This is a genomic window from Rhodoplanes sp. SY1, assembly GCF_046000175.1.
GTDB lineage: Bacteria > Pseudomonadota > Alphaproteobacteria > Rhizobiales > Xanthobacteraceae > Rhodoplanes.
Window position 1 is genome coordinate 1 of sequence record NZ_JBEOMB010000535.1, and the last position, 568, is coordinate 568.

Consider the following 568-nt stretch of genomic DNA (forward strand, 5'->3'; position numbering starts at 1 on the left):
TTGGCGTTGGCGTCTTGCCAGGCGACCGCGAAGGTGCCGTCGGCGAGCGCGGTGACGCTCGGCTTGAGCTGGCCGCCGGCCGTCGTGGTGTTGACCAGGAATTCGGGCACGACCTGGACGCCGTTCGCATCGAAGATGCGGGCCTTGATGTCGCCCGAGGTGCTGTTCAGGTCCTGCCACGCGACGACGAAGCCGCCGCCGGCGAGCCCGCCACCGACGGATAGTTCTGGCTGCCGGTGGTCTGGGTGTTGACTACGAACTCGGTGCCGAGCTTGGCTCCGAGAGCGTCGTAGACCTGCGCCTTGACGCTGGAGCCGCTGCCGTCACCGATCGAGGCGCCGTCCTCCCAGGCGACCACGACGCGACCGCCCGACAGGCCGGCCACGACCGGGGCGTACTGGTAGCCGGTCTGCTGGGTGTTGATCAGCAGCTCGCCGCCGACGGTATTGCCGGAGGCGTCGTAGCGCTGGCCCCGGATGTTGAAGGCGCCGTAGCCGCTGCCGCTGGCGTCCTGCCAGGCGACGAAGAAGCCGCCGTCGTCGAGCGCGGCGATCGATTCCGGCCCCTG

At 69.9% G+C, this 568-nt stretch carries 1 pseudogene; it reads right to left on the minus strand.

From position 1 onward, the window contains the following. Positions 1-166: 166 nt before the first annotated feature. Positions 167-568 (minus strand): annotated as a pseudogene (locus ABTU92_RS30800) (hypothetical protein); the annotation flags it as partial.